Source organism: Nonomuraea sp. B5E05 (assembly GCF_039880665.1).
In the GTDB taxonomy this organism is placed as follows: domain Bacteria; phylum Actinomycetota; class Actinomycetes; order Streptosporangiales; family Streptosporangiaceae; genus Nonomuraea.
In genome coordinates this window covers 170,374-192,910 of record NZ_JBDPMJ010000017.1, presented here as the reverse complement: position 1 = coordinate 192,910, position 22,537 = coordinate 170,374, and the positions used below count along the sequence as shown (strand labels likewise).

Annotated in this window: 16 protein-coding genes; 8 read left to right on the top strand and 8 right to left on the bottom strand. The window is 73.0% G+C overall.

What is annotated here, in order from left to right:
* Positions 1-146 precede the first annotated feature (146 nt).
* From ABGB01_RS29105 to ABGB01_RS29080, 6 genes are all read left to right on the top strand, one after another.
* Positions 147-1,121, top strand: coding sequence for a C-terminal binding protein (locus ABGB01_RS29105; RefSeq protein WP_347776719.1), 975 nt, complete (start codon positions 147-149; stop codon positions 1,119-1,121).
* Positions 1,122-1,279: 158 nt separating this feature from the next.
* On the top strand, positions 1,280-1,789 hold the full coding sequence (locus ABGB01_RS29100; RefSeq protein ID WP_347776718.1) for a PadR family transcriptional regulator: 510 nt from the start codon (positions 1,280-1,282) through the stop codon (positions 1,787-1,789).
* Complete coding sequence (locus ABGB01_RS29095; protein WP_347776717.1) at positions 1,786-2,478, top strand: ABC transporter ATP-binding protein; 693 nt, start codon at positions 1,786-1,788, stop codon at positions 2,476-2,478. Before ABGB01_RS29100 ends, ABGB01_RS29095 begins: the two co-directional genes overlap by 4 nt.
* Complete coding sequence (locus ABGB01_RS29090) at positions 2,475-4,976, top strand: FtsX-like permease family protein (RefSeq protein WP_347776716.1); 2,502 nt, start codon at positions 2,475-2,477, stop codon at positions 4,974-4,976. The genes ABGB01_RS29095 and ABGB01_RS29090 overlap by 4 nt, the downstream gene beginning before the upstream one ends.
* Before the next feature lie 326 nt (positions 4,977-5,302).
* On the top strand, positions 5,303-7,213 hold the full coding sequence (locus tag ABGB01_RS29085; protein WP_347776715.1) for a sialidase family protein: 1,911 nt from the start codon (positions 5,303-5,305) through the stop codon (positions 7,211-7,213).
* 211 nt (positions 7,214-7,424) lie between these two features.
* Positions 7,425-8,114, top strand: coding sequence for an FCD domain-containing protein (locus ABGB01_RS29080; protein ID WP_347776714.1), 690 nt, complete (start codon positions 7,425-7,427; stop codon positions 8,112-8,114).
* 37 nt (positions 8,115-8,151) lie between these two features.
* On the opposite strand, the gene ABGB01_RS29075 is transcribed toward ABGB01_RS29080, so the two are convergent.
* The 3 genes from ABGB01_RS29075 to ABGB01_RS29065 form a co-directional block, all read right to left on the bottom strand.
* Positions 8,152-10,731, bottom strand: a complete 2,580-nt coding sequence (locus ABGB01_RS29075) for an FtsX-like permease family protein (protein WP_347776713.1) — start codon at positions 10,729-10,731, stop codon at positions 8,152-8,154.
* Positions 10,728-13,808, bottom strand: coding sequence for an ABC transporter permease (locus ABGB01_RS29070; RefSeq protein WP_347776712.1), 3,081 nt, complete (start codon positions 13,806-13,808; stop codon positions 10,728-10,730). The genes ABGB01_RS29075 and ABGB01_RS29070 overlap by 4 nt, the downstream gene beginning before the upstream one ends.
* Positions 13,809-13,961: 153 nt before the next feature.
* Complete coding sequence (locus ABGB01_RS29065) at positions 13,962-14,846, bottom strand: SDR family oxidoreductase (protein ID WP_347776711.1); 885 nt, start codon at positions 14,844-14,846, stop codon at positions 13,962-13,964.
* A 61-nt stretch (positions 14,847-14,907) separates the two neighbouring features.
* Between ABGB01_RS29065 and ABGB01_RS29060 the strand changes: the two genes are divergently transcribed.
* A complete protein-coding gene (locus tag ABGB01_RS29060) occupies positions 14,908-15,789 on the top strand; it encodes a LysR family transcriptional regulator (protein ID WP_347776710.1) in 882 nt (293 codons plus the stop codon).
* Between the two features lie 11 nt (positions 15,790-15,800).
* Here ABGB01_RS29060 and ABGB01_RS29055 read toward each other — a convergent pair whose 3' ends face one another.
* The 4 genes from ABGB01_RS29055 to ABGB01_RS29040 form a co-directional block, all read right to left on the bottom strand.
* Entirely contained in the window at positions 15,801-17,018 is a 1,218-nt protein-coding gene (locus tag ABGB01_RS29055; protein WP_347776709.1) for a cytochrome d ubiquinol oxidase subunit II, read from the bottom strand.
* Complete coding sequence (locus ABGB01_RS29050; protein ID WP_347776708.1) at positions 17,011-18,363, bottom strand: cytochrome ubiquinol oxidase subunit I; 1,353 nt, start codon at positions 18,361-18,363, stop codon at positions 17,011-17,013. Before ABGB01_RS29050 ends, ABGB01_RS29055 begins: the two co-directional genes overlap by 8 nt.
* 233 nt (positions 18,364-18,596) lie before the next feature.
* Entirely contained in the window at positions 18,597-19,436 is an 840-nt protein-coding gene (locus tag ABGB01_RS29045) for a universal stress protein (protein WP_347776707.1), read from the bottom strand.
* A 166-nt stretch (positions 19,437-19,602) separates the two neighbouring features.
* Positions 19,603-19,782 carry a hypothetical protein gene (locus ABGB01_RS29040; protein ID WP_347776706.1) on the bottom strand — a complete coding sequence of 60 codons (180 nt, stop codon included), beginning with the start codon at positions 19,780-19,782 and terminating at the stop codon, positions 19,603-19,605.
* A gap of 316 nt (positions 19,783-20,098) precedes the next feature.
* Here ABGB01_RS29040 and ABGB01_RS29035 point away from each other — a divergent pair, with 316 nt between their 5' ends.
* Positions 20,099-20,740: a response regulator transcription factor gene (locus tag ABGB01_RS29035; protein ID WP_347776704.1), complete on the top strand. Its 642-nt coding sequence runs from the start codon at positions 20,099-20,101 to the stop codon at positions 20,738-20,740.
* A gap of 47 nt (positions 20,741-20,787) precedes the next feature.
* Here the strand turns inward: ABGB01_RS29035 and ABGB01_RS29030 are convergent, their stop codons facing one another.
* A complete protein-coding gene (locus ABGB01_RS29030; RefSeq protein ID WP_347776703.1) occupies positions 20,788-22,482 on the bottom strand; it encodes a GAF domain-containing protein in 1,695 nt (564 codons plus the stop codon).
* Positions 22,483-22,537: the final 55 nt, after the last annotated feature.

Here is a 22,537-nt window from a genome sequence, read left to right as displayed (position 1 = left end):
TGAAGGCGCCGGTTTCACCCAGCGACCCTATCGTGGCTCCCTGCCGGTCAACGCGTTACGACCTGGCGGAATGCAGGGGGATCGCCGACGCGTACCTCCAGTACGAGATCCTCTGCACCAGAGGTTGCCAGAACAGGGGGACATGCATGGGGACGTTGAAGCGGGTGGTGGTGCTCGATCACCCGGAACCGCACGGGCTGGATCCCGCGCTGGCCGGCCCCCAGGCGGAGCTGATCGACGCTTCCGGGCGGGCCGACGCGTTGGAGCTGTGCCGCTCGGCCGATGTGGTCGTCACCGACGCCGTCCCGGTGACCGCCGCGCTGGTGGACAGGATGGATCGCTGCCGGCTGATCTGCGAGTACGGCGTGGGCGTCGACAACATCGATGTGGCCGCCGCGACGGCGGCCGGGATCTACGTCTCGCGGGTGCCGTCATACTGCGTCGAGGAACTGGCCGACCACACCCTGGCGCTGATCCTGGCCTCGACCCGGGGCATCGTCAGATATCACGATCACGTACGGCACGGCGGATGGGACCACCGCCGGGCCGGGACGCTCCGCCGCACCCGGGGGCAGGTTCTCGGCCTGTTCGGGCTGGGCCGTGCCGGCGCAGCCGTCGCGGCCCGAGCCGCCGCGCTCGGGTTCCGCGTCCTGGCGACCGACCCCGTGATCGAGCCGGGTGACCCGCAGGCGGCGTTCGCCGAACTGGTGCCGCTCGAGCGGCTGGTGGCGGAGGCCGACGTGCTCAGCCTGCACGCGCCGCTGACGCCCGCCACCCGGCAGGTCGTGTCCGCCGCGAGGTTGGCTGCGATGAAACCGACGGCCTACCTCGTCAACACGGCACGAGGCGGCCTGGTCGACCAGCCGGCCCTGCTGGCGGCGCTGCGAGCCGGCCGGCTGGCGGGCGCGGCCCTCGACGTCCTGGCGACCGAGCCGCCGGACGTGCACGAGGAGCTTCTCGCCCTGCCGAACGTGATCGTGACCCCGCACGCGGGCTTCTACTCCGAAGAGTCGCTGGCGGACGTCACCCAGGAGGTGTTCTCGGAAGTCCGCGCGGCTCTGAACGGACAACAGCCACGGAACGCGATGAACCAACCCGCCGGCGGGGGAAGGTTCCGATGACGCCGCGGACGGATGCCGCCCACCGCGGCTCACCGGCGAACCTGCCGATCGGTGCAACCATGAACACCGCGCAGCCGGGAGCCGGCCGGGAGCCGGCCCGGCCGATGAGGTGCCGGCCCTCTTGAGAAGTGCATACTGCGTATGCATACTTAGTACGCATGCCGGTCAGACACGGGCTGCTCGCCCTCCTCAGCAAAGGGCCCCGGCATGGCTACCAGCTGCGCATCGAGTTCGAGGCGTCGACAGGGGCGACCTGGCCGCTCAACATCGGCCAGGTCTACACGACGCTGTCCCGCTTGGAGCGTGACGGCCTGGTCAAGCCGGGCGAGTCGGACGAGCAGGGCCGGGTCGTCTACATGATCACCGAGGCCGGCATGGAGGAAACCGCGCGATGGTTCAGCACCCCGGTCATCCACTCCGACCGGCCGCGGGACGAGCTGGTCATCAAGCTGGCCATGGCCGTCGCCGCCAGGACCGTGGACGTCGCCGAGGTCATCCACCGGCAGCGGACGGCGACCATGCGCGCTCTCCAGCAGCTGACCATGGCCAAGCGGGCTGCCACGGAAGGCGCGGCACAGCGGCTGGTGCTCGACTCCATGATCTTCCAGGCCGAGGCCGAGCAACGGTGGCTGGACCACTGCGAGGCCGTTCTCGAGGAGGAAAGATGACGTTCCTGCGGCTGGCCGGGGTGGCCAGAGTCCATGGAGAGGGTGCGGCAGCCGTACACGCTCTGAAGGGCGTGAGCCTCGAGGTCGGCGAGGGAGAGCTGATCGCGGTCATGGGCCCGTCGGGGTCCGGCAAGTCGACCCTGCTCCACCTCGCGGGCGGGCTCGACCGGCCCACGTCGGGAACGGTGCACATCGGCGAGCACGACCTGGCCACCGTGCGCGACCTGGCGGCACTGCGGCGCCGCAGCGTCGGCTACGTCTTCCAGGACCTCAACCTGATCACGTCACTGACGGCGGCGGAGAACGTGATGTTGCCGCGCGAGCTGGACGGTGTGCGGCAACGTCCCGCCCGCGAGCAGGCCATGGACGTGCTGGGGGAGATCGACGCGGAGCACCTGGCCGACCGCTTTCCCGACGAGCTGTCCGGTGGCCAGCGCCAGCGGGTCGCCATCGCCCGCGCTCTGGTCGGCGAGCGGCGCCTGCTGCTGGCCGACGAGCCGACCGGCGCGCTCGACACGCGCACCGGCGACGAGATCCTGCGGATATTACGCGCCCGCTGTGACGCGGGCGCCGCGGTCCTGCTCGTGACCCACGAGCCGCGCTACGCCGCCTGGGCCGATCGGGTGGTGTTCCTGCGCGACGGGAAGATCACGGATTCCACGGACGGCTCGCTGGTGAGCGCCCGATGAGCGCGCTCGTCGCCGCGCTGCGCATCGCCCGCCGGACCGCGTGGCGTTCCCGAGGACGAAGCGCGCTCATCATGGTGATGATCGGCCTGCCCGTCCTGGTGATCACGGGGGTCTTCACCCTCACCGAGACCATGTATGTCACCGCGCGGGAGGGGCTGGTGGCCGAGCTCGGCACGGCCGACGCCCGCCTCGTCCGGACGCCCGAGGGCACGGTGCTCCGGCAGCAGCCGGACGGAGCGGGCTGGAGCACGGGCGGCGGCGACGGAACGGCCGCTCGAGAGCTCAGCGGCGCCGAGGTGGCGGTCCTGCTCGGACCGGGCACCCGGCTGGTCCCCTTCAGCACCGGCGTGCTCCGGGTGGGCGCCGAACGGGTCGACGCGGTGGAGACCGACCTGAGCGATCCCCTCACCAGAGGGATGCTGACCTTGACCGAGGGCAGGTTCCCCGCCGCCCGCGAGGTCGCCGTGACCCCCGCGCTCGGCCTGCGCCCCGGCGACCTCCTGCGGCCGTCCGGCGCGGCGCCGCTCACGGTGGTGGGCGTGGTCGAGCATCCGCACCGGCCCTCGCTCCGCGAGGTGGTGGGCCCGGATCTGCCGCTGGAGCCCATGGATGACGACTTCTTCTTTCACAGGTACGGACCCGGCTGGCTCGCCGACACCGCCAAGCCCGTGTCCTGGGCCGACGTGCCCGCGCTCAACGCGGCCGGCCTGTACGTCACCTCCCGCGCCGCGCTTCCTGGCTCGCCGCGCTCCCCCGTCCGGTTCTCCTCCATGGACGTCCAGCACACGGTCGGGCTCGGCGCCATGGTGATCATGGTGGTGCTGGAGACGGTGCTGCTGGCCGGGCCCGCCTTCGCGGTCGGGCTCAGAAGGCGGCGGCGCGAACTGGCCGAGATCGCGGCGCAGGGTGGTTCGGCCGGGCACCTGCGGACGATCGTACTGGCCGACGGGCTGGTCCTCGGGGGTGCGGCCACCGTCGTGGCGACGGTGCTGGGGATCGGAGCCGGAGGGCTGGGCGCCCAGGTCGTCGCGCGCTGGGGAGGCCAGGTCGGCCCGGCGGAGGTGCCGTGGGCGCCGGTGCTGGGCGTCGCCGCCCTGGGGTTGATCACCGGGATCGCGGCGGCGCTGGTGCCCGCCGTGCAGGCGGCCCGGCAGGACACGGTGACCGTGCTGGCCGGCCGCGCGTCCGGGGTGGCCGATCGGCGAGGGTGGCCCATCGCGGGGCCCGTGCTGGTGCTGGCCGGTCTCGGAGCGACCGTGGTGGCGCGGCGCCAGCCGGGCTCGGTGTGGGTGTGGGTCTCCGCGCTGCTGGTCATGATCGGGCTGGTGGTGCTGACACCATGGCTGGTCCGCTTCACGGGACGGGTGGCCACACGGTTGTGGTTGCCGCTGCGGATGGCCGTGCGCGACGCGGTTCGCCACCGATCCCGTACGGCGAGCGCCGTGGCGGCCGTCATGGCGGTCACGGCCACGGTCGTGGCGATGGGCATCGGCGCCCACAGCGAGTTCATGGACCAGCGCAACGCCTACACCTCGGCGCGCCCGACGGGCACGCTGGCGATCTGGGGCGGGCCCATGGGCGAGGCGACCTGGAACAGGCTGCGCGCCGAGGCGGGCCGCCGGTTGCCGGGCGTGCCACTGGCCGCCGGCTACCACGCCGAGGACGCCCAGGGTCACCGCTACGCGTTGCGGTACCACGTGCGGTGGAACGGCACCCGGAAGCGCCGTACGGCGGCCATCGGAGACCAGGCTCTGCTGAGGCTGCTGCAAGGACGCCACGATCCGCGGGCGGCCGCCGCGCTGGCGAGCGGCAAGGCCGTGGTGTTCGATCCGGCCGCGGTGCGCGACGGCAAGCTGGCGCTGCGGGCGAGCTCGACGTCCGGCCCCGCCCGCAGGCTCGAGGTGCCGGCGGTGGCGGCCACGCCCGCGGACGAACACCAGGGCGGAGCCCTGCTCCCGCGCGCGCTGGTCGAGCGGGCCGGGTTCGCGACGGCGGAGCGTCAGCTCTATGCCATGTACCAGCCGCCGGCCGACTCGACGCTGGCGCGCGATCTGGCCAGGGTGACCCCCCGCGTGACGGTCGCCTCCGAACCGGGCTACCGCAACCTGCCCGACCCGGGCTTGTGGGGCTGGCTCGCCGGAGCTCTCGTCCTTGTCGTCGGCGGCACGCTGGCCGCCACCCGCCTGGCGGCCGCCGACATGCGGCCCGACCGCGCGACGTTGCTGGCCATCGGCGCGCCGTCAGGGACGTTGCGGATGGTCGTGGCCGGTCAGGCCCTCTACATCTCCGGGCTCGGCGCGATGGTGGGGCTGGTCGCGGGTACGGTGACGGGCGTGGCGTTGACCCGGCCGATGACGACGCACGGGGCCGGAGATCCCGCGACGATCGCCATACCGTGGCCCTTCATGCTCGCCGTGGTGGTGGGACTGCCCGCGCTGGCGACCGTGGCGGCGCTGATCACCCGGACCCGCCTGCCTCTCGCCCACCGGCTCGTGTGAACGCCTAGCCGGAGCGGCTCTCCCGCGCCGGGCGTCCGATCGGTCGCCGAAGCTTCGCAGGCGTTCCTGACGCCCGGACGAGACGTCCGACCTCGTGCCACAGCGCCTCCACCTCGGCCGGCTCCGCCGTGGCCGGGTTCCCTGTCCCGGCACCGCTCTGGACGACCAGGTCAACCACCCTGCGACCAGCCACGGCACCGGGCACGCCGTTACAGGCCCGCAACATATCCGTCCTCTGGCGACCATTCCCTGTTCACCAAATTTTTGACATCCTACGTTGGACGTAGGACGTCCCCTCACACCCTCATGCCAGGAAGGGCGAAGACATGCACGATGCTCACCCCCCGCAGGGCCGTGCCAGGCGCTCGCCGCGCCGCCGGGCGGGCGCCGTACTGGTGCTCGCAGGCTTACTCGTCGGTGTGCTCGGCGCGCCCGCGACAGCCGCGCCGGCAGAGACCTCCGTGACCGGCGACACCGCACCGTTCGTGGACGAGCAGGTGCTCTACAAGCAGGGCGACTTCGGATACGCCTGCTTCCGGATCCCCGCCGTGGTGCGGGCCACGGACGGCACGCTGCTGGCCTTCGCCGAGGGGCGGGTGAAGGACTGCGGCGACGACGAGGACATCGACCTCGTGCTGCGCCGTTCCGCCGACGGCGGGCGGACCTGGGGACCGCTGCAGGTGGTCTCGGAGGGAAACGGCACGACCCACGGCAACCCGGTGCCGATCGTCGACGAGCGTACGGGGCGGGTCGTGCTGGTGAGCACCCACAACGGCGCCGAGCCGTGCCCGAACGGCTGTGACCGCGACCCCTGGGTGCAGGTCAGCGACGACCACGGGGCCACCTGGTCGGCCGCCAGGGAGATGACCGAGGGCAAGCGTCCGGAGTGGAACCACTGGTACGCCACCGGCCCCATGCACGGCATCCAGCTCAAGCACGGCCCGCACGCCGGCCGGCTGGTCGTCGGGGCGAGTTACGAGAGCTGGGACCGGGTCGGCGCGCACGCCTACGGCACGCACCTGCTCTACAGCGACGACAGCGGGGTGACCTGGAACATCGGCGCCGAGACGTCCTCCGACGACGGCACGATGATCGCCCAGGAGGTCACCGTCGTCGAGCTCGATGACGGGCGGATCTACGCCTCGGCCCGCGAGCGCGGCACAGACGAGGGCAGCCGGGCGTACGCGACCAGCAGCGACAGCGGCGAGACGTGGGACGCGCCGTTCCGCACCATGCCGGCGCTGGCGACGACCGACGTCCAGGCGTCGCTGCTGCGGTTCGGCGAGAAGCGCATCCTCTTCTCCTCGCCGATGCACCCGGGCGCCCGGGAGGCGATGGGGATCCGGTCGTCCTCCGACGAGGGGCGCCGCTTCGAGACCTGGAACGAGGGCAAGGTCTTCCACTGGGGGCCGTCGGCGTACTCGGACATGGTGCGGCTGGACGGCGCCGAGGCGGCCCTGATGTACGAGGCCGGCGACGTGTCGCCGTACGAGCAGATCCGGTTCGCGCGGTTCAACGAGGCGTACCTGGAGACGCCGAACGGCACTCCGCCCGGCATCCCCGGTCCGCCCGCGCCCGGCCCGACGACGCCGGACAGGTCGCCGAACGGCAACACGGCGTACGTCCGCGGTGGTGCGCAGACCACCGACGGGCGGTTCGGCGGCGGGCTGGCCCTGGACCGGGTGGACGACCGGGCGGAGGTGGCGTTCGACGAGTCCATCGACCTCGGCGCGAAGGACTTCACGCTGACCTCCTGGATCCGGTACTCGGAAACGGCCGGCTCGCACGCGATCCTCTGGTTCCACCGCGTGGACCGGGGCACCAACCCGCCGGGGTTGTGGCTGCGGGCCGAGCCGGCCGGCAACCGCATCCGGGCGGTCCTCGCCGTCGACCGGTTCGACGTGACCGTGCAGTCGCCGGGCGCGTACAACGACGGGCAGTGGCACTTCGTGGCACTCCAGCGGGTACGCGGCGAGCTCCGGCTCCTGGTGGACGGCGTACAGGTCTCGTCGGCGCCGGTGCCGGCCGGTTCGCTGACGCTCGGCAAGGAGTTCGGGCTCGACGGGATCCACGTCGGACAGCGGCTGGACGGTGCGGACCGCTTCCGCGGGACGCTGGACGAGGTACGCGTCTACCGGCGCGCCCTCACCGGCGCCGAGCTGGACCTGATCCGGGAGCGTAACCTCCCGATCGGCGGCCGGCTCGGACTGCGGCTGCCGTTCGATCACGTCGGCTGAGGCGCACGAACCGCCCGGCGATGGCGCTCGCGGAGACCCGTGGGCGCCATCGCCATGCGTCCGGGACGTAGGACGTCCTGCGGGTTGAACGAGCGGCGTGCGTCCGGTGGCCCGCCCGTGTAGTCGGCGTAAAATCTCCTCCACCGCCTGGCTCTCGGAGACCGAGAGGTGGGATGTTCGACCCAAGGTCTTCGACGAGCCTGGAGGCAGCATGCCTACGCGTGACGGCGCGTCGCTTCAGGAGCGCATCATCGCCCTGATCCACGAGCGCGGGCTGGCCCCCGGAGCGCCGATGCCCACCGAAGTGCAGCTGATGGACCTGCTCGGGGCGAGCCGCAACAGCGTCCGTGAGGCCGTGCGGGCCCTGCGGGCGCTGGGCATCGTCGAGATCCGGCACGGACATGGGACGTTCGTCGGGCACGCGTCGCTCGACGTGCTGACCCCGTCGCTCGCCTTCCAGGTGCGTTCGGGCCAGGGCGGCGGGATCCGCGCGCTGCACGATCTGGTCGAGGTCCGCGAACTGCTCGAGACCGGGCTGATCGGCCAGGTGGCCCGGACCACCAGCCCCACCCGCCTCGCCGCGTTGGACGCCCTGGTCAACGGCATGGACCGGGACCGTGGAGCCGATCGGGCGTTCCACGCGCTGCTGTACGAATCGTGCGGCAACGAGCTGGTGCTGCAGCTGATCGGCCTCTTCTGGGACGTCTACCACGAGGTCGAGCCGACACTCGGCCCGCCGGAGGAGCGGACCGCGGAGATCGTCGTCAACCACCGCCGGATCGTGGCGGCGCTGCGCGCCCGTGACGCCGAGGCCGCCCGGGAGGCGATGCGGCTGCACTTCCGCGACGTCAAGGCGCGCATCGCGCGGGCGAAGGCCCGGCCGCTCCCCGCGCCGACCTGACCCGGACCCACCTGAGCCGGGCCGGGTGTCCTGGTGGTCAGGGGTCGCCCGCGCGGAGGGCGGCGTCGAGGTTCCGGCGCCGGCCCATGGCGATGTGCGCGTACGCCCCGAGCACGGCGCACAGGCCCATCCCGGCCGCCAGCGTCACGGGCGCGAGCAGGCCCGGCGTGTGGCCGGCGACGGGCAGGCCACCGGCGAACGCGGACACGTCCACGCCCGGCCCGAGCGCGGCCGGCAGGCCCAGCCCCAGAGCCAGGCCCACCGGCGCCGTGACGAGGACGACGGGCAGCAGCTCCAGCAGGATCAGCCGCCTGGCCTGCCTGCCGGACAGCCCGAGCGTGCGCAGGAGCGACACCGTCCTGGCCCGCCCCGCCGCCCCGGCGACCAGCGACAGGACGATCGCGACCAGCGCGTACGCCCCCAGCGCCACCGTCACCACGACCATCGTCGTGCGGACCGTGCCGGTGAGCGGGTCGGCCTGGATGGCCGCCAGCGCCGCCTCCTGTGTCTCCACGGTGGCCGACGGGACCAGCCGCGCCAGCTCGGCGGGCGAGGCGTCGCCCTTGATCAGCAGGGTGTTGGCCGCGGGCCAGGGCAGCACCTCCCGCGGCACGAGGAGGAACTGCCCGCTGGAGTAGAAACCGGGCACCGTGTCGATCACGCCCTGGGCGGTCAGCCGTACCGGCGACAACCACACGATCTCGAAGGCGTCCCGGTCGCCCAGGGCGGGCGAGAGCAGCGCGGACCTGTCCCCGGACAGCGCGGGCAGGCTGATGGGCGCGTCCTCGTTGACCCGACGCCACTGCGCGAGGTCCACGGCGACGGCGTACGGCCGCTCCCCGGTGGCCCCGATCTGCACCCGGCCCGTCAGCGCGAGCGCCACCTGCTCGACCCCGGGGGCCCGGCGTACGCGCTCGATGGCGTCGGGCGAGATGTCCGCGACGGACGTCAGCTTGATCGGCGCGCCCACCTTCTGCCAGGACGCGAGCCGCTGCGTGGTGGTGATCCCGTCGTGGACCACCGCGGCGTACACCGACAGGCTCAGCGCGGGCAGCAGGATCAGCACCGTCAGCGCGCCCGTGGATCGCCCTCTGGCCGCCCTGGCCAGCCCGAGGAACGGCACGGCTGCCCGCCCCCGCGCGGTCAGCCGCACGAGCAGCCGCAGCGGGTACGGGTAACACCGCAGGGTGATCAGCGCGGCCGCGAGCGCCAGCGCCACCGGGATCACCAGCAGGAACGGATCCTGCTGCGTGCCGGACGGCCCTCGGGCCCGCAGCAGGTACGCCCCCGCCAGCGCGAGCACGACGACCAGCGCCTCCATCGTGACCCGACGCGCGGACGGCCGGGCGGTGACCAGATCGGCACGGCGCTCCCCCAGCGGCGTGCGATGCGCGAGCACCAGGCGTGCCACGGCGAAGGCCACGGCGGCGACGACCACGACCGCCGGTCCGAGGTGCACGATCGGCGGCACGGACCCCGGAAGGAGGAACGACAGGGCGTACCCGGCCAGGGCGGCGGGCCCCACCGTGAGCGCGGTCAGCGTGGCCCCGGCCGCCGCCACCTGCCGCAGCGAGGCGCCGCGCGCCCGCGCCAGGGCCATCGTGCGCTCCATCCGGTCGGTCAGCAGCCGCACGCCCAGCGCGATCACGCCGAGCGCGACCGCGAACAGGCCTCCGAGCACCAGGTACATGACGGTCCGCGCCGCGGACAGCGCGGTCAGGAAGCCGGCGAGCAGAGGGGGCAGCCCGGTGACCAGGCGGTAGCTGATGCTGCCCGTCCCCTGGACGTCCACCTGCCGCCGGAACGCGGCGACGGCGGCTTCGACGCCCGGCACTCCGGCGGCGCTCGCGGCCCGCCCGTCGAGGGGAAGGACCCAGCGGTAGGCCAGCGTACGGGCCTTGTTGGTGAGCGCGCTGAGCCCGTCGTCCGACATCAGCGTCGTGGTGTGGAACTCCTCCGGCCCGTCCGCCGGCACGACCCTGGTGACGTGCAGGACATCGGCGTCGTGGCTCCAGGAGCGGTCGGCCGGGTCCTTGGCCCTGAAGACGCCGACGATCTTCGCGGCGGTGTGCGCGCTCTCGCCCAGCATCCTGGTCTGGCCGACGCGCAACCCCATCCGCTCGACGGCCTCCTGCACCACGCCCACCTCGATGACCGGGATCGTCGCGCCCCGGTACCGCGTGGTGGACGGCTTGCCGGGCGCGCGGCCCCGCACCCAGTCCACGCGCCGCTCGGCGTCGGACAGCCAGCCGAGGTTGACGAAGGTGCGGGTGTCGCCCGTCTCGTTGACGGGCGTACGGAAGGTCTTGGCGCTGATGTGGCCGCCGCGCCCGACCAGGGGCCGCAGCTCCGCCGGGAGGAGCCGGCGCCAGTGGAGGCCGGCGCCCTCGAACTCCGCGCGTGAGTGCAGCTCCCCGGCGGGCAGGGCCGGAGCCGCTGTGACGGTCAGGTCGGTCCGCACCGCGACGGTCGCGGCCAGCGAGCGGCGCAGCGCCTCGTCGAACGACGCCTGCATCGTCCTGGGCAGCCCGGCGACGAGCAGGCAGGCGACCGCCGTCAGCACGACGAGCAGCGCCGACGTGCCCGCGTGCGCCCGGACGCCCAGGGGGATCCTCACCGCTCCTCCAAGGCCTGCCCCCGCCACATGCGCCGGGCCAGCCCGGCGACGATCGTGACCAGCACCGCCGTCACCAGGGCCAGCATCGCGGCGACGGCCGCCCACGGGATGTGGAACAGCACGCCGGGCGTCACCGCCGACGCCTGCCCGGTCATGACGACGCGCGGGACCACCAGGTTCCCGACGACCACGGCGAGCGCGGTGCCGGCGGCGAGCGACAGCCCGATGACGAACGCCTGCTCCGTGGCCAGCATCCCGAGCACCTGGCGGGGGCCGGTGCCCAGCGCACGCAGCACGGCGAACTCTGCCCGCCGCTCCCGCGCCGCGACCACGGCGTTCACCAGGAACCCGAGCACCGCGAACCCCAGCGCGGCGGCGAACGCCAGGGTCAGTGCTCCCTGCAGGGCGCCGGCCAGCGGATCGTCGCGCAGTTCTGCCGCCAGCTCCCGGCGGTCGACCGCGGTCACGTCCCACTGGGGGTTGCGGCGGAGGATCTCCCGCGCGGGAGCGGTGTCGGCGGCGGCGAGCCACCATTCGGTGGCGGGCCGGGGCGGCTGCGCCGCGGCCAGCTCGTACGCCTGCAACGTCTCCCAGTCGGCGAGCACGGCCTGCTGGTCCGGGGCGCTCGTGGGCATGCTCGTCACGATGCCGGCCACCTCCACCCGCACGACCCGGCCGGCGAGGCGAACCGTCCCGGCCTGCCCGACGTCCAGCTCCAGCGTGGCGGCCAGGCCGGACGTGAGCACCACGGGCAGCGGGCCTGGCTCCCGCGGCAGGCCGGACTCCCGGGACGGGCCGGGCTCCCGCGACGGGCCGAAGGTGATCACGCCCCGCGGGTGGGCGACGGCCCCGGCCACCGGCACGTCCCGGCCGTCCGCGCTCAGCCCGGTCAGCCTCAGGCCGGCCTGCTCGCCCGCCACGAGGCCGCGTACGGACAGCGGATAGGTGATCGTGCCGGCGCGTCCCGCCAGCGGGGCCAGGTCGACCTCGACCCGGTTGCCGCCCCACCGCAGCTCGCCGAGCGGCAGGTCGAGCCACACGCCCAGCGCGTCGGACAGCACCAGCCGGGCCGGCACGGCGGCGCGTGACTCGACCCGCACGGTGAGGGCGCGCGGCCGTCCGGGCAGCTGCAGCCGGCCCGCCCGATCTCCGGTGAGCGCCGCGGACAGCTGCGCCACCGTCCGCGCCGACAGGTCGGGGCGCAGGCGGAACAGCTCACCGAGCCTGCCCGCGTCCAGCGCGAGGAGCAGCACGCTCTCGCCGCCCACCCCGGTCGGCGCCCGGAAGGCGGGGGAGGCGGCGGTGAGGCCGGGCAGCGCCGTGAACGCCGTGCCCCGGCCGAGCGTCCCCAGCTCGGGCCCCTCGGACGGGCCCGACAGGCGCAGGTCGGCCGCCGCCCGGTGATCGGCCTGATCACGTTGCGAGGCCTGCCAGGTGGCGGTGGTGGCCATGGAGACGACGCCGATCGCGATCGCCAGGGTCAGCAGCAGCGCGGGGCCGGCGTACGTGAGCGGCCGCCTGCTGACCTGCCAGGCGCCCAGAGCGAGCGGGAGGTCGGGCCGGCGCGAGGTCAGGCGCTCGGCCAGCCGCGACACGCGCGGCACCAGCCGCAGGCCCAGCAGGCCGCCCGCGAGCAGGGCCAGGACCGGGCCGGAGACGATCAGCGGGTCGATGCCGAGCCCGCCCCCCGCCGTCGCGGTGACCGGCGCGCCGTAACGCTGGAGCTGCCAGATCGCCAGCCCGGCCACGAACAGCAGCGCCAGGTCCGCGCCCGCCCCTTGGATCAGCCCGCGCCGGCCGCCGCGCCCGCGCGCCGACTGCTCCTCCACGTACGTGCGCCGCGCGCCCGCCACGGCCGGCAGCGCCAGCAGCACGGCCGCGGCCAGCGCCACCCCGAACGACACGAGGAACGTGCCCGCGTCCGCCCGCGGCGCCAGCCGCACTCCCGACGCGCTGATCCAGGGCAGCAGGCCGATCAGCGCGAGCAGCGGCGGCCCGAGGAACGGAGCCACGATCGCGCACGGGACCGCCACCAGCAGCGCCTCGCCGCCCGCCAGCGCCGCCAGCCGCGCCGTGCCCGCGCCGCGCGAGCGCAGCAGCGCCACCTCCATGCGCCGGTGGTCGGCGAGCAGCCGCGCCGTGAGCATCAGCGCGTACGCGGCCAGCAGCAGCAGCTGCAACACCGGGATCAGCACCGTGGAGCGGGCCACCAGGGACGCGGTGTCGAGCTGGGTGAGCAGCTCGGGCAGGTCGCCGGCGGTCAGGCAGTTCACGCAACCGGCCGCCGCGAGCCGCTCGCCCACCCGGCCGACGGCCTCGGCCAGCGGGCGCAGCCGCTCGGGCGTCAGCGCGCCGAGCTCCGGCTCGGCCGCCCATACGGCCCGCACGCCGGTGGCGAAGCGGTCGACGAACGTCTCCTGCGTCACCATCAGGGGCCCGTACGTGGTGTATTCGCCGCGCTCCACTCCCCTGCTCAGCAGTTCCTCACCGGCCCACCGCTCGCCCACGGGGTCGTCGAGCCGGAAAACGCCGACGACGCGGACCTCGACCGGGCGCCCGTCGAGCCGCGCCTTCGTGATGAACTCCCTGCCGATCCCGAACCCGGTGGCCGCGGCGGCCTGCTCCGAGATCGCCGCCTCGACGGCCTGCCCGCCGGCCCGCGGCCACCTTCCCGCGGCCAGCCGGGCGTGCCGGTCGAGCCCGTCGTAGCTGCCGAACCGCAGCAGCTCGGGCGGCTCCTTGCCGTCCTGGCCCGGCATGACGTACGAGTCGGAGCGCAGGCTGGTGGTGATGGCCGGCAGTGCGGCCGGCAGGGCTCCGTAGGCCGCGGCGAGCTCGTCGCGCACCGTCCGGTCGTACCGCGGGAAGGTCCTGGCGTTGACCTGGGCGGTGATCGTGGTGGTCGTCTGGCGGTACGAGGCCGTCTCCGTCGCCCTGCGCACGCCGGCGCCGACGATGGAGGAGGCGTACATCGTCAGCGCCACCAGCGTGGTCGTCGTCAGCAGGATCGAGCCGAGCGCGGCCAGGAGGAGCAACGGCTCGCCGAGCGCGCGCTTGACGACCAGCGGCCCCCGCATTCCTCTCTCCTTCCCCGATGTTCAGACTTTCGGGGCCCGGCAGGGCGGGGGCAAGGGTGATAACACACCTGATATGCGCATGTGATCGTGCGATCTCTGGACGGCGTGAGCGCGCGGGGACGCGCGGCGTCACCGGCGCGGCAGGGGTTCGTCCTAGCCGGCGAGGTAGCCGCCGGTGGCGTCGAGGTCGTGGCCCACGACGGCGCTCGAGTCGTCCGAGGCGAGGAACATGACGACCCTGGCGATCTCCTCGGCCGCGACGATCCGCTTGATCGGGTAGTCCTGGGCGATCTGCTCGTACGTCACCCCGAACGCCTCGGCCGCACGCCGCAACATGGGCGTGTCCACGGCGCCCGGCGCCAGCGCGTTCACCCGGATGCCGTCGGCCGCGTACTCCAGGGCCGCCACCTTCGTCAGCGACGCGACGGCGTGCTTGCTCGCGTTGTACGGCGCGATCGTGGCCCACCCGACCTCGGCGGACACCGACGCGGTGTTCACGATGGCGCCGCGGCCCCGCTCCAGCATCCTCGGGACCTCGTACTTCATGGCGAGGAATACACCTGCGGCGTTGGTGCGCCACACGGCCTCCATGTCGGCGAGGGTCTGCTCGTGCACGCGGACCGCGCGGGGGCTTTCGATCCCGGCGTTGTTGACGGCGATGTCGATCCGGCCGTGGCGGCGTACGCAGGCTTCGACGAAGTCGCGCACCTGGCCCTCCTCGCGGACGTCGGCCCGCCGGAAGGTGGCCCTGCCGCCCTCGGCCCGGATGCTCGCGGCGACCTTGTCGCCGAGCGCCTCGCGCCGGCCGCAGAAGAACACCGCCGCCCCCTCGGCCGCGAACGCGCGGGCGGTGGCCTCGCCGATACCGGACGTGGCGCCGGTGATCAGGACGACCTTGCCGGCGAACCGGTCACGTGGCTGCTGAGGCGTGCGGGCGGCGGCGTCGGATGTGAGGGCGGTGGCCGCCGCCGCGGTGGCGCTCGCGGTGAGCAGGGTCCTTCTCGACGGCGTGCGGAGGTCTGGCTTGCGCGTGGTCATGCCGACAGGCAATCAGCCGGGGGACTCCACGGGCCAATACCTGTGCCCATACATTTCAGGCATGGACGTGGACACCCGGGTGCTGCGCTACTTCGTCACGGTCGCCGAACGGCTGAGCTTCACGCAGGCCGCGAAGGAGCTGTTCGTGGCGCAGCCGTCGCTGTCCCGGCAGATCCGGCAGCTGGAGGAGCGGCTCGGCGCCGACCTGTTCACCCGGCCCGAGGTCCGGCTCACCCCGGCCGGCGAGCAGTTGCTGACCGCGGCACGCCGCCACATCGCCGAGTGGCAGGAGACGACGAGACTCGTACGGACCACCGCCGCGGCCACGCGGAACGTGCTGCGGATCGGGTTCGTCGTCGCGGGCGGCGGCCCGCTCGCCCGGCGGGCGCGGGCCGCGTTCGCCGTCCGCCGCCCGGAGGCCGCCATCGAGCCGAAACGGTTCGAGTGGGCGGGTGAGACGCGGGCGCTCCGGGACGGGCAGGTGGACGTCGCCTTCGTGTGGTTGCCGGCCGACCTGACCGGGCTGCGCAGCGAGGTGGTCGCCACGGAGCGCAGGTGGGTGGCGGTGTCGGCGGACCACCGGCTGGCGGGGCGGGATTGCGTGGGCATGGCCGACCTGCGTGACGAGCCGATCGGGTGGACCGAGGTGGCGCCGGCCGCGTGGGTCGACTGGTGGGCGGTGAACCCCCGGCCTGACGGCTCCGCGCCGGTCTGGGGGCCGAAGAACGACAACGTCGACGAGATGCTCGAGCACGTGGCCGCGGGAGCGGCGGTGTGCATCGGCGCCCGCTCGATGGCGGAGTACTACGCGCATCCCGAGCTGACGTGGCTGCCCATCACCGACGTGGAGCCGCTCCGGATCGTGCTGGCGTGGCCGCCCGGCACGGTGAACCCGCTGGTGGGCGAGTTCGTGCGGGTCGTGCGCGAGATCGCCGCGCGCTGACCGCGTCCCCGTCAGGCCTGCTGGTCCGGCCCCGTCGTCACGAGGGCGAAGGTCGTCGCCGCGCAGGCGAACAGGCAGATGACGCCGAGAGCGAAAAGCCAGCCGGGTTCAGCGAGCAAGGTCACGCCCGCGCCGATGAGCAGTGTGGCGAGGGCGAAGCCCTCAAGCCGGCGGCGTCCGGCCCGGCGGGCGGCGACGGGCGGCGAGGGGGTTCCGGTGTCGGTGGCGGCGCTGGGGTCCAGGGTGCCGCGGAGGAAGAGCCGGAACAGCAAGACGAGCGAGGGAACCAGCACGATCGCTCCGCCGGCGACGGCGACGACGACGGCGAGCAGCGTCGATGGGCCGGCGGCGGCCTGCTCGACCGTGAGGCCGGGCAGGAAGCGCGGCCTCTGGGCCATGGCCCATCCCGCGACGATCGCCGCGACGGCGACCGTCGCCGAGGCGCGGGCCAGGCCGAAGCGCTCGCGCCAGACGAGCAGCAGGGTCGCGATCCCTGCCACGCCGGAGACGGCGACCATCACGGCGCCGCCGTCGCTGGTCAGGCCGGCGAACAGCAGCGGCGCGTCGTAACTGGCGACGATGAGGCCGGCCAGCGCGAACGCGCCCGCGCATCCGCCCGACACGAGGGCGCGGGCGCGAAAGTCGTGTTCCAGGCGTCGGGAACCGAACCGGCGCGCGTCGGCGGCGAGGTAGACGGCGGCGAGATATCCCCCGGCGGCGACGGCGAGCCCGCCGATGAGCAGTGAGGTGGGGTTCAGCCAGCTGGTGACGAGGTCCCCCGCGGCGTTGCCCACAGGGACGCGGCCGGAGGCGATCGCTCCCGCGACCGTGCCCAGCGCGAACGGCGTCAGGATCGAGGAGAGGGCGAACAGGTACTCGATCGGCCGCTCGCCTGCGGCGCCCTCCAGCTGGCCGCGCAGCGCGTAGGAGGCGCCCCTGAGGATGATCCCGACCGCGGCGGCGAACAGCGGCACCGCCAGCGTGGACGTGATCGAGCCGAAGGCCACGGGATAGGCCGTCCAGCACACGACCAGCACGAAGATCAGCCAGACGTGGTTGGCCTCCCACACGGGTCCCATCGCGTGGCGCGCGTGGTGCCGGATCGCCTGGTGCCCGGCTTCTCCTCGGCCGGCCAGCAGCGTCCACAACCCCGCGCCGAAGTCCGCGCCGGCCAGCACGGTGTATGCGGCCAGACCGGCGAGGATGAACACCATGGGGATCTCAGCCATCGTGGTCCTCGATCGGCACGCGGCTGAAGCGGTGCAGCAGCCATGCGACGCCGCCGGCGAGTCCCAGGTAGACCACGATCAGGGTGCCGTAGCCGATGGGTATTCCGGACGCGCCGGTGACCGCCTGGCTGGTTCGCATGATCCCGTACACGATCCAGGGCTGGCGGCCGACCTCGGTGGTGATCCACCCGCAGATGAGCGCGACGACCGACAACGGGCCGGCCAGGACGACCGCGCGGAAGAACCAGCGTGAGCGGGGCAATCGTTTGTGACGCAACCGAACATAGAGGTAGATGAGGCTGAGCAGCGCGAGCAGCATGCCGATGCCGACCATGCTCTGGAAGGCCAGGCGTACGACGTTGACCGGCGGCTGGTCCTCGACCGGCACCGTGTTGAGGCCCTGAACCGTCGCGTTCGGGTCGTGGAAGGCCAGCAGCGACAGCAGGCGCGGGATCGCGATGCCATAGTCGACCTCCTGGCCGTCGTACCAGCCCAGCAGGTGCTCGGGCGCACCGCGGGTGGTCTGCCCCAGCCCTTCCAGCGCAGCCAGCTTCACCGGCTGGTGCTGCGCGACCTCGCGCGCGGCCCAGTCACCGATGATCACCTGCAGCGGCGCGGCGACCGCCGCGGCCGACAGCGCGACCGTCAGGGCCGTGCGGCGGTATCGGTCCCGGCGTCCGCGCAGGAAGCCCCATGCGTACGGGACGGCGACGAGGAACCCCGCGACGATGAAGGCCGCGAAATACATGTGGACGAACTCGTGCCAGAAATAGCCGTTGGCGAACAACGCCGACCACGGGTGCGCGTCGACGGCGCGACCGTCCTGCATCCTGAACCCGGCCGGGTGGTTCATCCAGCCATTGACGGAGATCACGAACAGAGACCCCAGGACCCCCGCGATCGCCACGGGGATGCCCGCCAGGAAGTGCGGCAGGGGCCGCAAGCGATCCCACCCGTACACGTAGATCGCGATGAAGATCGCCTCGGTGAAGAACGAGAACCCCTCCAGCGTGAACCCCAGCCCGAACACGTCGCCGAAGTCGGCCATGAAACCCGGCCACAGCAGCCCCAGCTCGAAGCTGAGGATCGTCCCGGTCACGACGCCGATGGCGAACAGCGCCAGCATCACCTTCGACCAGCGCCTGGCGAGCGTGCGGAAGAGCATGTCCCCGGTCCGCAGGTAACGCCACTCGCAGAACAGGACCATCGCGGGAAAGGCGATCCCGAAGCACACCAGCGGGATGTGCACGGCGAGCGACAGCGCCTGCATCTGCCGCGCCTCGAACAGGTATTCCTGGTCGATGGATGTGAACACGCCCCCGAGAGCCGCGATCGTCGCGCTCATGTCGCCTCTCACCTCTGGCCGTGTCGACCACGCGTACAGCCGACAGCTGGGTCCGGTCCATGACGAAGACCTCCGACATGGTGGAGGTGCCTGCGATTGACACTATAAGCAGACTTTCGTAACTCTCTGCGAGACTCGCCAGGCCGGCGACCAAGGCCGGGACGCCTTGTGCGCCGCCACGGACCCGATGACCGCCGGGCGACTTTCGCCGGGCGTCAGCCGCCACCGGCGGCTCACGCCTGGTGTGTTCGGGGCCGTACCACGGCGACCGGGCAGGTCACGTGGTGCAGCACCGCGTGGCTGACCGAGCCGAGCACCGCGGAGGCGAAGCCGCCCCGGCCGCGCGAGCCCACCACCAGCAGATCCGCCGTCCCGCCCGCCCGGATCAGGACGTCGGCCGGATGGCCGACCACCTGCTCGCCGATGATCGCGACATCCGGGTTCTTCTCCTGCCAGGGCGCCACGCGCTCGGCCGCCCTGCGAATGTCCTCCTCGCGGGTGCTCTCGATGAGCATGCTGTATCCGGCCGCCAACGGCGGGGCGATCGGAATCTGCCAGGCGAACACGACGTGCAACGGCAGGCCGCGGACGCGGGCCTGGTCGACGGCGTACTTCATGGCGGCCTCGGAGTCGTCGGAGCCGTCGTCCCCGACGACCACCCGCCCGTACTGCACGACGGACGGCCCGCGGACGAGCACGAGCGGTCCGGTGGCGTGCCCGGCGACCCCCAGGCCGACCGAGCCGACCACGAGCCCCGCGAACCCCCCGAGTCCCCGGCTGCCCAGCACCACGCTGTCCGCGGACGCCGACTCACCGATCAAGGTGTCGATCACGTTGCCGGGCAGCAGTTCCGTGGTCACCTCGACGTCGCGCGTCAGGCCTCGTGCCCGGTCGGCGGCCGCGGCCAGCGTCCCCGCACAGTACTTCGTCCCCTCATCCCCGTAGCGCCACTGCTCGCACACGTGCACGATCCGCAGGCTCAGCCCTCTGCGCTGGGCGTCGGCGGCGGCCCATTCCACGGCCGCCCTCGCCGGTACGGACCCGTCCACGCCGGCCACGATGTGTCCGGTCATCACGCACCTCCTCCGCTTTCCTCCAGCCTCGCGCGGCGCCGGCGCCCGGCGCAGGAGCACGAGGTCACCGACCGGCAGGGCCATTGGTCCCTACCCGGCGGCCCGCGGCGGACCCGGCGCACAGAGCCCACCTCCGGTGGCCGGAGGTGGGGCGTGGACGTTCGCCCTACTTCAGGTAGGGGTTGCGCCGGATGATCGGCAGGTTGCCGAGTCCGAGCGTGGTGCCCGCGTCGGCGAGGGCGAGGCCGACGAGGACGATCGAGTAGACGATGTGGTCGTCCTTGACATCCTCCCGGCCCTGAAGGACCGGGATTCCAGCCGTCGCCGACTGGCCTTCCTGCTTCACCGCCGGTCGCCCGCCCGAGAGGGAACTCTCGTTGAGGTCTTACACCAGCTCCACAGGCGTTTCACCTCTCCGCAAGCCCTGCGGCGAGGGTGCTTCTGATCGTTCGTCCGGTGGCTTGGTTATCGCCACCGTCGAACACACTACCGAACCGTGCGGTGTCGTGCGGCGTTTTGACGCCGGTTCGCCTGGCGGCGAACCGGCTACCCCTGTCCTGCTCCGCAGGAGTCCGATTCCTCCCCCACCTGAAGGCAGGGGTCTCCTCGGAGCCATGTGGTGAAGCTTGGGCGGTCCCGCGTCTTTGACTAGTGTCGGAGGCATGATTCGTGTGTTCCTCCTTGACGACCACGAGGTCGTACGACGCGGGGTGGCCGCCCTGCTGGAGTCCGAGGACGACATCGAGGTCGTCGGCGAGGCAGGAACCGCCGAGTCGGCGATGGCCCGCATCCCCGCGCTCCGGCCGGACGTGGCGGTGCTGGATGTGCGCCTGCCCGACGGCAACGGCGTCGACGTGTGCCGGGAGGTCCGCTCGCGGTTGCCCGGGCTGGCCTGCCTGATGCTCACCTCGTTCGCCGACGATGACGCCCTGTTCGACGCGGTGATGGCCGGCGCCTCCGGCTACGTGCTCAAGCAGATCCACGGCTCCGACCTGGTCGGCGCGGTACGCACGGTCGCCTCCGGGCAGTCCCTGCTCGACCCGCAGACCACCGCGGCGATGTTGCAACGGCTACGCGAGCAGGCCGCCAGGAAGGATCCGCTGGCCGAACTGACCGAGCAGGAACGCCACATCCTCGATTTGATCGGCGAAGGGCTGACCAACCGGCAGATCGGCGAGCGGTTGTTCCTGGCCGAGAAGACGGTCAAGAACTACGTCTCCAACCTGCTGTCCAAGCTCAACATGCAGCGCCGCACCCAGGCGGCCGCGCTGTCGGCCCGGCTGCGGGCCGGCAGGCGTGAATGAGCCAGGCGCTGTGCTCAGTGCCTCCCCGTGTCCTCGCGCGGCACGCGTCAAGGGAGCGGGACGTGCCAGCGCAGCCTGGTGCCGCCGCCGTCCGGGGTCTCCAGCTCCGCGGCCCCGCCCAGGTGGCCGGCCCGTTCGCCGATGTTGCGCAGGCCGCTGCGGCGAGGGCTGTCGCCCAGGCCGACGCCGTTGTCGGTGACCACGAGGGTGAGCCGGCCCTTGGAGGTTTCGACTGAGACCTCCGCGCGGGTGGCGTGGGAATGGCGCACGACGTTGGACAGGGCTTCGCGGAGCACGGCGAGCAGGTGCTCGGCCACGGCCTCGGGCACCAGGGCGTCGATCTGGCCCTCCATGCGCAGGCCCGGCATGAAACCCAGGTGGCCGCTCGCTCCCTCCACCAGGTCGACGATCCGCGCCCGCAGGCTCGGGGCCGCCTCCTCGCGCGGCGTCTGCAGGGCGAAGATGGACGAGCGGATCTGCCGGATCGTCTCGTCCAGCTCGTCGATCGCGTGCTGCAGCCGCTTGGACGCCTCCGGCCGCTCCACCAGCCGGACGGTGCTCATCAGCGTCATCGCGGTCGCGAACAGCCGCTGGATGACCACGTCGTGGAGGTCCTTGGCGATGCGGTCCCGATCTTCCAGCAGGCCGAGCCGTTCGGCGTCGCGGCGGGCCTCGGCCAGCTCCAGCGCGAGCGCGGCCTGGCCCGCGAACGACTCGACCATCTGCTGGTCGGCCCTGCTGAACGGCAGCCGTCCGCCCCGCTTGGCCAGCATGAGGACGCCTCGCACCCGCGGCGGCGTCCCCAGCGGCACCGCGAGGCCGGGCCCGTACCCCGGCCGTCGCAGCGGCGAGCCGGGGTAGGCGGCCAGATCCGGATCGCACCTCGGCTCGCCCCGGGTGAAAGCCTCGCCGGCCAGCGTGGTCTCGACCTCGAATCTCATCGCGAGCGACTCGTCCGCTCCCTCGCCCTCCGCCACGTCGACGGTCAGTGCCTGCCCGGACGAGTCGGGAAGCAGGAACTGGACCAGGTCCGCGTCGCACATCCGGCGGGCGCGCGCCGCCATCGTGGTGAGCACCTCGCGGGAGCCGACGCCGGACAGCAGGCTCGTGGTGATCTCCGTGGACGCCTGCAGCCAGGTCTCGCGCCTGCGCGAGACCTGGTACAGGCGGGCGTTCTCCACCGCGACGCCCGCGGCGGTCGCCAGCGCGACGACGACGGCCTCGTCCTCCTCGTCGAACTCGCCGCCGCCGCGCTTCTCGGTCAGATAGAGGTTGCCGAACACCTCGTCCCGCACGCGTACCGGCACTCCGAGGAACGTGCCCATCGGCGGATGTCCCGGCGGGAAGCCGTACGACTCCGGGTGATCGGAGATGCGGCCCAGCCGCAGCGGCCGCGCGTCCTTGATCAGCAAACCGAGCAGGCCGAGCCCGTGCGGCCAGTGCTCGATCCTCGCGATCTCCTCCTCGCTCAGTCCCACCGGGATGAACTGGATGAGCGTGTGTTCCTCCCCGACCACCCCCAGCGCCCCGTAGCCGGCGTCGACCAGCCTGGTCGCGGTCTCCACGATCCGCCGCAGCACGGTCTCCAGGTCCAGGTCGCTGCCCACGGACACGACCGCCTCCAGGAGGGCGTGCACCCGATCGCGGGTGGCCAGCACGGCGTTCAGCCTCGTCTGCAGCTCGGCCAACAGCTCATCGAGCCGCATCTGGGGCAGCAGCGGATGACGCTCGCTCTCCGACATACCGCTCAGTTTCCCACCTGGACGGCACGTCGCCCACCGCGGGCCACGGGACGGG

Bases quoted from the DNA above. Each gene is read 5' to 3' on its own strand.
- ABGB01_RS29105 (WP_347776719.1), top strand. From the start codon at position 147: ATGGGGACGTTGAAGCGGGTGGTGGTGCTCGATCACCCGGAACCGCAC.
- ABGB01_RS29100 (WP_347776718.1), top strand. From the start codon at position 1,280: ATGCCGGTCAGACACGGGCTGCTCGCCCTCCTCAGCAAAGGGCCCCGG.
- ABGB01_RS29095 (WP_347776717.1), top strand. From the start codon at position 1,786: ATGACGTTCCTGCGGCTGGCCGGGGTGGCCAGAGTCCATGGAGAGGGT.
- ABGB01_RS29090 (WP_347776716.1), top strand. From the start codon at position 2,475: ATGAGCGCGCTCGTCGCCGCGCTGCGCATCGCCCGCCGGACCGCGTGG.
- ABGB01_RS29085 (WP_347776715.1), top strand. From the start codon at position 5,303: ATGCACGATGCTCACCCCCCGCAGGGCCGTGCCAGGCGCTCGCCGCGC.
- ABGB01_RS29080 (WP_347776714.1), top strand. From the start codon at position 7,425: ATGCCTACGCGTGACGGCGCGTCGCTTCAGGAGCGCATCATCGCCCTG.
- ABGB01_RS29070 (WP_347776712.1), bottom strand. From the start codon at position 13,808: ATGCGGGGGCCGCTGGTCGTCAAGCGCGCGCTCGGCGAGCCGTTGCTC.
- ABGB01_RS29065 (WP_347776711.1), bottom strand. From the start codon at position 14,846: ATGACCACGCGCAAGCCAGACCTCCGCACGCCGTCGAGAAGGACCCTG.
- ABGB01_RS29060 (WP_347776710.1), top strand. From the start codon at position 14,908: ATGGACGTGGACACCCGGGTGCTGCGCTACTTCGTCACGGTCGCCGAA.
- ABGB01_RS29055 (WP_347776709.1), bottom strand. From the start codon at position 17,018: ATGGCTGAGATCCCCATGGTGTTCATCCTCGCCGGTCTGGCCGCATAC.
- ABGB01_RS29050 (WP_347776708.1), bottom strand. From the start codon at position 18,363: ATGAGCGCGACGATCGCGGCTCTCGGGGGCGTGTTCACATCCATCGAC.
- ABGB01_RS29045 (WP_347776707.1), bottom strand. From the start codon at position 19,436: ATGACCGGACACATCGTGGCCGGCGTGGACGGGTCCGTACCGGCGAGG.
- ABGB01_RS29035 (WP_347776704.1), top strand. From the start codon at position 20,099: ATGATTCGTGTGTTCCTCCTTGACGACCACGAGGTCGTACGACGCGGG.
- ABGB01_RS29030 (WP_347776703.1), bottom strand. From the start codon at position 22,482: ATGTCGGAGAGCGAGCGTCATCCGCTGCTGCCCCAGATGCGGCTCGAT.